This is a genomic window from Micromonospora sp. NPDC048040 (assembly GCF_055587185.1).
Genome location: NZ_JBVJGT010000039.1, coordinates 21492 through 32331 on the forward strand (window position 1 = coordinate 21492; position 10840 = coordinate 32331).

General features: G+C 74.9%; 8 protein-coding genes. 5 read left to right on the forward strand and 3 right to left on the reverse strand.

Translation table 11 applies throughout. The annotated features are described in order from the left end of the window. The first annotated feature begins 27 nt into the window (after positions 1 to 27). The 3 genes from ACZ6O2_RS26730 (at position 28) to ACZ6O2_RS26740 (ending at position 3349) form a co-directional block, all read left to right on the forward strand. Positions 28 to 600: a TIGR03086 family metal-binding protein gene (locus ACZ6O2_RS26730; RefSeq protein WP_466024767.1), complete on the forward strand. Its 573-nt coding sequence runs from the start codon at positions 28 to 30 to the stop codon at positions 598 to 600. Between the two features lie 209 nt (positions 601 to 809). Continuing rightward, complete coding sequence (locus tag ACZ6O2_RS26735; protein WP_466024768.1) at positions 810 to 1226, forward strand: hypothetical protein; 417 nt, start codon at positions 810 to 812, stop codon at positions 1224 to 1226. A 2-nt stretch (positions 1227 to 1228) separates the two neighbouring features. Next, the gene (locus ACZ6O2_RS26740) at positions 1229 to 3349 is read left to right on the forward strand and encodes a bifunctional polysaccharide deacetylase/glycosyltransferase family 2 protein (protein ID WP_466024769.1); all 2121 of its coding nucleotides are present in this window, start codon (positions 1229 to 1231) and stop codon (positions 3347 to 3349) included. A 58-nt stretch (positions 3350 to 3407) separates the two neighbouring features. Here ACZ6O2_RS26740 and ACZ6O2_RS26745 read toward each other — a convergent pair whose 3' ends face one another. Further along, entirely contained in the window at positions 3408 to 3626 is a 219-nt protein-coding gene (locus ACZ6O2_RS26745; RefSeq protein WP_466024770.1) for a hypothetical protein, read from the reverse strand. Between the two features lie 11 nt (positions 3627 to 3637). Further along, positions 3638 to 5734 carry a S9 family peptidase gene (locus tag ACZ6O2_RS26750; protein WP_466024771.1) on the reverse strand — a complete coding sequence of 699 codons (2097 nt, stop codon included), beginning with the start codon at positions 5732 to 5734 and terminating at the stop codon, positions 3638 to 3640. A 90-nt stretch (positions 5735 to 5824) separates the two neighbouring features. Between ACZ6O2_RS26750 and ACZ6O2_RS26755 the strand changes: the two genes are divergently transcribed. Then, positions 5825 to 7174: an FAD-binding oxidoreductase gene (locus ACZ6O2_RS26755; RefSeq protein ID WP_350701972.1), complete on the forward strand. Its 1350-nt coding sequence runs from the start codon at positions 5825 to 5827 to the stop codon at positions 7172 to 7174. A gap of 13 nt (positions 7175 to 7187) precedes the next feature. Here ACZ6O2_RS26755 and ACZ6O2_RS26760 read toward each other — a convergent pair whose 3' ends face one another. Then, complete coding sequence (locus ACZ6O2_RS26760; RefSeq protein WP_350701971.1) at positions 7188 to 9275, reverse strand: SpoIIE family protein phosphatase; 2088 nt, start codon at positions 9273 to 9275, stop codon at positions 7188 to 7190. A gap of 280 nt (positions 9276 to 9555) precedes the next feature. Between ACZ6O2_RS26760 and ACZ6O2_RS26765 the strand changes: the two genes are divergently transcribed. After that, the coding region (locus ACZ6O2_RS26765) for a HAMP domain-containing protein (RefSeq protein ID WP_466024772.1) at positions 9556 to 10840 on the forward strand (1285 nt) is incomplete at its 3' end.

Here is a 10840-nt window from a genome sequence, read left to right on the forward strand (position 1 = left end):
TCAAGACCATCCTCATACGCTGGCCGTATGGCAACCCAGACTAGTGACCTGCTGGCGGTGGCCGCGCCGCCGACCGTGGCGGTGGTGCGTGGCATCGCCGACGATCAGCTCGACCTGCCGACGCCCTGCCGCGAGTACGCGGTGCGCGACCTGCTCGACCACCTGTTCCAGGTGGTGGTGAACTTCCAGGCCCTCGCGGCGAAGCGCCCCGTCGAATGGGCGGACGGGCCCGGCCAGCTCACGGACGGTTGGCGCGACCGGTTCGAGGCCGAGACGCGGCGGCTGGTCGACGCCTGGTCCGACCCGTCCTCGCTGGAGGGCGTCTCGCCGGGGATGGGCATGCCGCAGGCCACGGTCGGCGGCATGGTGCTGCTGGACCTGACGGTGCACGGCTGGGACCTCGCCGTCGCCACCGGCCAGCCGTACCGGCCCGCCCCGGAGGCGACGGCCGCGCTGCACGAGCTGGTGGCGCAGCTCGGGCCGCAGGCCCGGAAGATGGGCGTCTTCGCGGAACCGGTGTCGAGCGCCGCCGACCTGCCGGAGTTCGACCGGCTGCTCTGCCACACCGGCCGCGACCCCGGCTGGCCCCCGACCGCCTGAGCCTCGGCGGCCCGCGCGGCTCGCCGCCGCACGGGCCTCCCTGCCGCCCGGCCTGCTGTTCCTCGCTGCGCGGTGGCGGAGAAACTGTGGGGAACCTGAGCTGTGTAACGCCGGCGGCGACCTGGGCGCTCTTTGCTCTGGGGACCCGCCCGGACGGGTCCTGGCCTGGGCCGGAAGGTCCGTCGCGTGTGGCAGCGGGAGTTCAACAGATGCACAACCAGCCAGGCGGAGCGCCGCCGGTGTTCGTCGACCGGACCGGGCGTCGCCGCCGGCTCACGGTGATCGCCGGCACCGCGATGGGTCTGGGCCTGCTCACCAGCCTCGGCCTGATCGCCGCCGGCCTCTTCATGGACTCGTCGGTGTCGCTGCCCGGCTGGTCGGACAGCCGCCCGGCGGCACCGCTCGAAGCCGGGGTGGACGGCCGCGGCGAGCTGGGCGGCGCGTCGCCGACCGGCCCCCGTCCGTCACCCCTGACCAGCACCTCGGCCCCGGCGCCCACCCGCACGGCCGGCACCGCCCCGGCCGCCGGCGCTCCCACCGCCCGGCCGACCCGCTCCGAGCAGCCCGGCCAGGGCGACGAGCGGCGCACCGCGAAGCCCAGCCGGTCCCCGGGCAAGCCGAGCTAGCGGTGGCGCGGCACGTCGCCCGCCGTGACCCGCGGGCACACTGGATCCTGCTCCTGCTCGGGCTGGCGCTGCTGCTCGCGGCGCTCACCGTCGACGGCCTCGTGACCGGGCTGGCCGGCGGCTCCGGCGGGGCGCGGGCCGACACGTCCGCCGGGCCGGCGGTGCCGAAGGAGGTCGCCACCGGCGGGCCGGTGCTGCGGCTCGACCAGGATCGGCCGGTCAGCCGCGTCATGCCCGACCGGACGATCGCGCTGACCTTCGACGACGGGCCGGACCCGCGGTGGACGCCGCAGGTGCTCGACGCGCTGCGCCGGCACGGCGCGCGCGCCACCTTCTTCGTGGTCGGCGCCCGGGTCAACGAGCACCCCGAGTTGGTCCGCCGGATCCTCGCCGAGGGTCACGAGCTGGGCTCGCACAGCTTCACCCACGCCGACCTCGGCGCCGCCGCCGACTGGCGGCGGGACCTGGAACTCTCGCTCACCCGCAAGGCGGTCGCCGGGGCGGCCGGCCGCGAGGTCACCCTGCTCCGGCCGCCGTTCTCGTCGCACCCGTCGGCGCTGACCGGCCCCGAGTACGCCGCGCTGCGCGCCGCCGCCGGCACCGGCCACGTCGCCGTGCTCGCCGACCGGGACACCAGGGACTGGCAGCGGCCCGGCGTGCCGGCCATCGTCGAGGCCGCCACCCCGGAGCGGGGGCGCGGCGCGGTGGTGCTGATGCACGACGGCGGCGGCGACCGGGCCCAGACGGTGGCCGCCCTCGACCGGCTGTTGCCCGCGCTGACCGAGCAGGGCTACCGGTTCACCACGGTCTCGGAGGGGATCGACGCACCGGCCTCCATGGTGCCGGCGGGCGGGGGCAGCCGGCTCGCCGGCCACGCCCTCCGGTGGACCCAGGCCGGCGCCGGCTGGCTGGCCGGGGCGATGGACCTGCTGCTCGGGCTCGCGCTGGTGCTGGGCGTGGCCCGGCTGGTCGTGCAGGTGATCTGCGCCCAGGTGCACGTGCGGCGGGTCCGCCGACCGGGGCGGGCACGGCCGGCGATCACCGCGCCGGTGTCGGTGATCGTGCCCGCGTACAACGAGGCCGCGAACATCGCCGCGACCGTCCGGTCGCTGGTCGCCAGCGACTACCCGGCGCTGGAGGTGATCGTCGTGGACGACGGGTCCAGCGACGACACCGCCGGGATCGTCGAGCGGCTCGGGCTGCGCGGGGTGCGGGTCATCCGGCAGGCCAACGCCGGCAAGCCGGCGGCGCTGAACACGGGCATCCGGGTCGCCCGCGCCGACCTGCTGGTGCTGGTCGACGGCGACACCGTCTTCCAGCCGGACACCGTGCGCCGGCTGGTGCAGGGCTTCGCCGATCCGACGGTGGGCGCGATCTCCGGCAACACCAAGGTCGCCAACCGGCGCCGGCTGCTCGGCCGCTGGCAGCACCTGGAGTACGTGATCGGCTTCAACCTCGACCGCCGGATGTACGACGTGCTGGAGTGCATGCCGACCATCCCCGGCGCGATCGGGGCGTTCCGCCGTGAGGTGCTGTTCGCCGTCGGCGGGGTGCCCGCGGACACGCTCGCCGAGGACACCGACCTCACCATGAAGGTGCTGCGGGCCGGCTGGCGGGTGGTCTACGAGGAGGCCGCCATCGCCTGGACCGAGGCGCCCTCCTCGCTGCGGCAGCTCTGGCGGCAGCGCTACCGCTGGTGCTACGGCACCATGCAGGCGATGTGGAAGCACCGGCACGCGCTGCGCGAGCGGGGCGCCGGCGGCAAGCTCGGCCGGCGTGGCCTGCCGTACCTGACCGTGTTCCAGATCGTGCTGCCGCTGGCCGCCCCGGCGGTGGACGTCTACGCCGTCTACGGCCTGATGTTCCTGCCCTGGTCGACGCTGGTGCTGGCCTGGGCGGGGCTGCTGCTGCTCCAGGCGGCCACCGCCGCGTACGCGCTGCGGCTGGACCGGGAGCGCCCCGGCCCGCTGTGGAGCCTGCCGTTCCAGCAGTTGATCTACCGGCAGGTGATGTACCTGGTGGTGGTGCAGTCGGTGGTCACCGCGGTGATCGGCAACCGGCTGCGTTGGCAGCGGATGGCACGCACCGGCGAGGCGGCCGCCCTGATCCCCACTCCCCGCTGACCCGGCCGACCGGAACCGGCGGGCGGAGACATCGTCCCGGCGGTGTGCCGGTCGCCCGTCAGCGCGGACCGAACAGGCCGGCGGACCAGGAGAGGGCCAGCCCGAGCACCGCCGAACAGCAGCAGACCAGCAGTGCGGCGGCGACCACCGCGAGGATCACCCAGGTCGGCCCGCGCCGGGCCACGCCCGGCTCCGCTGCCGCGTCGCCCCGGTCGTCGTTCCCGTCCGGGGAGCCGGGCGGATCGTCCTCCGCCCGGCTCCCGTGCGTTCCGGTCACCCCGCCGTGGCTCAGGCGCGGCCGAGGCGGTCGAGGATCCAGGCGTTGATGAACGCCTCCTCGCGCCACGCGTCGTAGCGACCGCTCGGCCCGCCGTGGCCGGCGCCCATCTCGGTCTTGAGCAGGTAGTCGCCCTGCGGGGCGACCGCCCGCAGCCGGGCGATCCACTTCGCCGGCTCGTGGTAGAGCACGCGGGTGTCGTTGAGGCTGGTCACCGCCAGGATCGCCGGGTAGTCCACCGCCCGCACGTTCTCGTACGGGGTGTAGGACTTCATGTACGCGTACACCTCCGGGTCGTCGAGCGGGTTGCCCCACTCCTCCCACTCGGTGACGGTCAGCGGCAGCGACGGGTCCAGGATCGAGGTCAGCGCGTCCACGAAGGGCACCTGCGCGACGATCCCGGCGAACGCGTCCGGGGCGAGGTTGGCCACCGCGCCCATCAGCAGCCCGCCGGCCGAGGCGCCCCGGGCGACGAGCCGGTCGCTCGCCGTCCAGCCGGCCTTGACCAGGTGCCGGGCGCAGGCGACGAAGTCGGTGAACGTGTTCTTCTTGGCCAGCATCTTGCCCTGGTCGTACCAGCGGCGGCCCAGTTCGCCGCCGCCGCGGATGTGCGCCACGGCGAAGATGACGCCCCGGTCCAGCAGGGACAGCCGGGCGATGGAGAACCACGGGTCCATGCTCGCCTCGTACGAGCCGTAGCCGTAGATGACGCAGGGGGCGGAGCCGTCCTTCGGCGTGCCGGCCCGGCAGACCAGCGAGATCGGCACCCGCGTCCCGTCGTCGGCGAGCGCCCAGTCGCGGTGCTGCTCGTAGTCGGCCGGGTCGTACGCCCGACCGTCCGGCCCGGGCTTCACCGGCTTCTGCCGGCGCAGCACCATCTGCCGGGTGACCAGGTCGTAGTCGTAGACCGAGTCGGGGGTGACCAGCGAGGTGTAGCGCAGCCGGATCTGCCTGGTCTGGTATTCCGGGTTGCTGTCCAGGCCGACGCTGTAGAGCGGCTCCGGGAAGTCGATGTCGAAGGCGTCGCCGCCGCCGATCGGCAGCACCCGCAGCCCGGTCAGCCCGTTGCTGCGCAGCGAGACGACCAGGTGGTCGGCGAAGGCGTCCACCGCCTCCAGCCGGGTGCCGGGCGAGTGCTCGATCAGCGGCACCCAGTCGCCGGGCGTGTCCGCCGAGGTGTACGCCAGCGCGAAGTCCTCGGCGCCGTCGTTGTGCAGGATCAGGAAGCGGTGGCCGTGGTGCTCGACCGTGTATTCCACGCCCTGCCGCCGGGGGGCCACGGACGCGGGCACGCCGGTCGGGTTGCCGGCCGGGATCACCAGCACCTCGCTGGTGATCTTGCTGTGGATGTCGACGAGGACGAACTTCTCGGAGCGGGTCAGCTCGACGCCGACCCAGAAGCGCTCGTCGTCCTCCTGGTGGACCACCACGTCCTCACTCGACGGGGTGCCCAGGGTGTGCCGCCAGACCCGGTTGGGCCGCCACGCCTCGTCCACTGTCACGTAGAACAGCACGGAGGCGTCGGCGGACCAGGCGGTGCCGTAGAAGGTGTCGGGCACCTCGTCGGGCAGCAACTCGCCGGTGGAGAGATCCTTGACCCGCAGCGTGAACCGCTCGTCGCCGGAGAAGTCCGTCGAGTATGCGAGCCACCGCCCGTCGGGGCTGACGTCGAACGCGCCGAGCGCGAAGAAGTCGTGCCCCTCGGCGAGCAGGTTGCCGTCGAGCAGCACCTCCTCGCCCTCCAGCGGCGCGCCGTCCGCGCTGACCGGCGGGTCGGTCTCGCCGTCCCGGACGGCCCGGCGGCACTGCACGCCGTACTGCTGCCCCTCGACCGTGCGGGTGTAGTACCAGTAGCCGCCCTTGCGGCTGGGCACCGACAGGTCGGTCTCCTGGGTGCGCCGGCGGGTCTCCTCGAACAGGTCGGCGCGCAACCCGTCGAGATGCGCCGTCCGGGCCTCCGTGTACGCGTTCTCGGTGGTCAGGTAGGCGATCGTCGCCGGATCGTCCTTGGTGGCCAGCCACGCGTACTCGTCGGTGACGGTGTCGCCGTGGTGGGTGCGCTCGCTGGGCACCCGCTTCGCCGTGGGCACGGGGGTCTCGGTGGTCACGGCGTCACGTTACCGGCGCGGGTCGCCCTCCGGGTGGCCTCGTCGGTCGACCCGCCGCCACATCTTTCGAACATGTGTACGATGACCGGCATGGCGGCAGCAGCGAGTTCCACCGACCGACCCGGAGCCCTCGACATCACCCGGCGGTTGACGGAGATCTGCGGCCCGCCGTTCGCCCGCCTCGCGGGCCCGGCCGACGAGGTGGCGGGGCGCCCGGCCCGCTGGGTGGCCGTGCCCGGCGGCCCGCACGCCGCCGCCCAGGTGTTGCGGCTGGCGGCCCGGCACGACCTGACCGTCGTGCCGCGCGGCGCCGGCACGAAGATCGACTGGGGCGCCGCCCCCGACCGGGTCGACATCATGCTCGACACCGGCCGGCTCGCCGGGATCGGGCACCAGCCGACCGGCGCGCCCACCGCCGAGGTCGGCGCGGGCACCCCGCTGCGCGCGGTGCAGGCCACGCTCGAACGCACCGGGCAGCGGCTCGCGGTCGACGCCCCCTCGCCCGGCGCGACCCTCGGCGGCGTGCTCGCCGCCGGCGAGGCGGGCCCGCTGCGGCACCGCCACGGCAGCCCGTGCGACCAGCTCCTCGGCGTGCGCTACCTCGACGCCGACGGCGAGCTGGTCAACGCCGGCGGCGGCGTCGACGGGCTGGAGCTGGCCCGGCTGCTCTGCGGCTCGCAGGGGGCACTCGGCGTGCTGGTCTCCGCGACCCTGCGGGTGCAGGCCGTGCCGGCCGGCCGGATCTGGGTCACCCGGCCGGTCTGGACCCCGCTGGAGGTGCACGACCTCGTCCGCACGGTGCTCGCCGCCCGCCTCGACCCGGCCGCGGTCGAGCTGGACCTGCCGGCCGGCGCGGGACCCCGGCCGCGCCAGGACGGCCGGGCCGAGTCGATGGCGCGACACCCGTCCATGGCGGGGCGCGCCGCGCTCGGCCCGGCCGGCGCCGGCCGGCTCGCGGTGCTGCTGGAGGGCGGCCCGGCCGACGTCGCCGAGCGGGCCGACCGCCTGGTCACGCTCCTCGGCGGCAGGTCCGGGGTCAGCCACTCGGCGCCGGAGTGGTGGCGTCGCTACCCGTTCGGCCCGGGCGACACGGCGCTGCGGATCGAGGTGCCGATCGCCGACCTGCACGCCGCCGTCTACGCGCTGCGCGACGCCGCCGGCGCCCCCGTCCCGGTGCGCGGCTCCGCCGGCCTGGGCGTGGTGCACGCGGCCCTGCCCGGCGCCATGGCTCCCGACCGGGTGGCCTCGATCCTGGCCGCCGTCCGCGGGGTGCTCCTCGCCCGGCAGGGGCGGTGCGTGGTGCTCTCCGCGCCGCCGGCCGTCCGGCGGGCCGTCGACCTGTGGGGCGAGCTGGCCGGGCTGCCCCGGCTGCGCGCGGCCAAGGAGCACCTCGACCCGCACCACCGCCTCGCCCCGGGCCGCCTCCCCGGCGGCCTCTGACGAGGCCGCGTCGTCAGGCGGCGTCGTTGCGGAGCACCAGGATGGCGATGTCGTCGCGGGGCGCCTCGGCCGAGAAGCCGAGCGCGGTCGAACGGAGCCGGGCGGCCACCACGTCGGCCGAGTAGCCGGCGAGCGGGGCGGCGGCGTCGCGCAGCCGGTCGGTGCCGAACAGCTCCCGGCCGCGCCGCCGCTCCGTGACCCCGTCGGTGTAGAAGACCAGCGAGTCGCCCGGCTCGAGCGGGATCTCCGCCGTCGGCGAGGTGATCGCGTCGAGCAGCCCGAGCGCCGTGCCGCCGGCGCCGACGAAGGCGGCCCCGCCACCGGAGCGCAGCAGCACCGGCCGGTCGTGGCCGGCGAGGTGCAACGACACGTCGAGCTGCGTGCCGTCGCCCGGCCCGACGGCCGCGAGGGCCAGCGTGCAGTACCGCCCGCCACCCCGCTCGACCAGCGTCTCGTTGACCCGGGCCAGGGCCTCCGGCAGCGGCTTGCCGTCGCCGACCAGCACCCGGATGACGTCGCGGACCAGACCGGTCACCGTGGCCGCCTGAACCCCCTTGCCCGAGACGTCGCCGACCACCACCAGCCAGCGTCCGTCCGGCAGCGGCACCACGTCGTAGAAGTCGCCGCCGACGTCGGCGTCGTCGCCGGTCGGGACGTACTCGGCGGCGAAGCCGATGCCCTCGACCACGGGCAGCACCGGCGGCAGCAGCGACTGCTGGAGGGTCTGCGCGACCCGGCGGCGCTCGGCGTGGATCCGGGCGTTCTCGATCGCCAGCGCCGCCCGCCGCGCCACGTCCTCCAGCACGGCGACCTCGTCCGGGTCGTGCCGGTGCCGCTGGTGCCGGCCGACGGCCAGGGTGCCGAGGCGCTGCCCACGGGCGATCAGCGGCACCGCGAAGCCCTCCATCGGCGCGCCGAGCGGCATCTGCGTGCCGTTGCGGGACGCCTCCCGCAACCGGGCCTGGACCGACTCCGGGCCGGTCTCCTGGAGCACCTTGTGCAGGTGGGGCAGTACCGACTCGTCGGCATGACTGGCCGCCGCGAGGCGCAGCCGGCCCCACTCGTCGGTGGTGTGCACCGCGCACCACTGCCCGAGCCGGGGCACCACGAGCTGCGGGATGAGCGCCATCGTCAGCTCGACGTCCAGGGACTGCGCGAGCAGTTCGCTGGCCTCCGCGAGGAAGGTCAGCCAGGCCTGGCGGCGGACGTCCGCCCGGCGCAGCCGGTCGTTCTCCAGGTGCAGCGAGAGCCGCTCGGCCATCAGCACCGCCAGCGGCCGGGCGTACGCCGACGGCGCCGCGTCCAGCTCCAGCTCCCCGCTGTACGGCCGGTGCACCGCCAGCGGCACCCGGAGCAGCTCGTTGCCGGGCCGGGGCTGGCGGCCGTACCGGGCCAGTACCTGTGCGCCCTGTCCGTCCCCCCGATCCAGCCGGACCACCCCGCCGGCCGCGCCGACCATCTCGGCGACCCGGGTGAGCAGGCCGGTCGCGAAGTCGGGCAGCGGGTCCTCGGCGTACGGGTCGGGGGTGGTCTGCATCAACTCGCTCATCGCCCCCGCGCTCGGCGCGGAGCTCTCCGCCGTCGCGGCGGCGCCACCCCCGGCGGCCGCGGCCCTCGGCGCCGTCTCCCGCCCGGCATGGGTCTCCCCGTCGCCGGCCGGGTCGGGCCGGTCCAGCCGGAACCAGACGCCCTTGCCGGTCGGCAGATAGGTGGTGCCCCAGCGGTTGGCGAAGTGGTCGACCAGCAGCAGGCCCCGGCCGCGCTCGGAGACCTCGTCGATGTCCGTGGCGTCGTTGCGGACTCCGACGGTCAGCTCGTCCACCGGGCCGGCGGCGAAGTCGGAGACGGTGACGGTGAGCCCGTCCGGGTCGGCGACGACCTCGATGTCCAGTTCGGTGCGGGCGTGCTCCACCGCGTTGGTGGAGAGTTCCGTGGTCAGCAGCAGCGCCTCGTTGACCAGTTCGTCCAGGTGTGCCTCGGTGAGCACCGAGCGCACCAGCGCCCGCGCCGCCGCGGGCGTACGCCGGTCGGCGGGGAGCCGGACGCGCCGGACGTGCTGGTCTCGGCCCCTGGTCTCCGCGGGCCCCGTCTCCGCTGACACCCCCGTATCCTCCACCGCCGTCCGCTCGGCTGCCAAGCCGGTGCCCGACGGGCGGCGCGGAGGGCGTCGGGTCGCGCGTGGCGGCCGGCGGCGGGACGGGCGGGAACGGGACGGTTGCCGCGTGTGGCGACCGGCCGTGCAGACGGGGCGGAACGGGACGGGCAGGATGATTGCCGCGCGTGGCGAGCGGTCGCGCAGACGTGGCGGGGGCGACGTCGCGGGCACAATGATGGGATGGCCTGCGTGCAGGAGTCGGTGGCCCCGAGCTGAGCGAGGAATGATGACCACGGCGAAACAGTCGGCGACCGCGGATCCGTCCGCGCCCGACCACGAGGCGCTCCTCGTCGAACTGACCGAGGCTTTGCGGCGGGTCGGCCGCGGCGACCTCAAGGTCCGGTTGCCCCGACGGGCGGGCCGGGCCGGCGAGGTCGCGGACGCCTTCAACGAGGTCGTCTCGCTCCAGGAGCGGCAGTACCTCGACCTGCGGCGGATCAGCCGGATCGTCGGCCGGGACGGCCGGCTCACCGAGCGCCTGGACGACGAGGGGCTGGACGGCTCCTGGGCGGAGGGCCAGCGGGCCGTCAACTCGTTGATCGACGACCTCGGCCGGCCCACCACCGAGATCGCCCGGGTCATCGTGGCGGTCGCCGAGGGCGACCTGTCCCAGCACATGGCGTTGGAGATCGACGGCCGGCCGCTGCGCGGGGAGTACCTGCGCATCGGGCGCACCGTGAACACGATGGTCGACCAGCTCTCGTCGTTCGCGGACGAGGTGACCCGGGTGGCCCGCGAGGTGGGCACCGAAGGCAAGCTGGGCGGCCAGGCCGACGTGCGCGGCGTCGCCGGCACCTGGAAGGACCTCACCGACTCGGTGAACACCATGGCGTCGAACCTGACCGGCCAGGTGCGGTCGATCTCCCAGGTGGCGACGGCGGTGGCCAAGGGCGACCTGTCGCAGAAGATCACGGTCGGGGCGCGCGGTGAGGTCGCCGAGCTGGCCGACACGATGAACTACCTGACCGACACTCTGCGGCTCTTCGCCGAGCAGGTGACCCGGGTGGCCCGCGAGGTGGGCACCGAGGGCAAGCTGGGCGGCCAGGCCGACGTGCCGAACGTGGCGGGTACCTGGAAGGACCTCACCGACAGCGTCAACTCGATGGCGTCGAACCTGACGTCGCAGGTGCGCAACATCGCCCAGGTCTCCACGGCGGTGGCGCGGGGCGACCTGTCGCAGAAGATCACCGTGGCGGCGCAGGGCGAGATCCTGGAGCTCAAGGACACCGTCAACACGATGGTGGACCAGCTCTCGTCGTTCGCCGACGAGGTGACCCGGGTCGCGCGGGAGGTGGGCATCGAGGGCAAGCTGGGCGGCCAGGCCCAGGTGCGCGGCGTCTCCGGCACCTGGCGCGACCTGACGGAGAACGTCAACCAGCTCGCCGGCAACCTGACCAGCCAGGTCCGCAACATCTCCCAGGTCTCCACCGCCGTCGCCAAGGGCGACCTCAGCCAGAAGATCACGGTCGACGCGCAGGGCGAGATCCTGGAGCTGAAAAACACCGTCAACA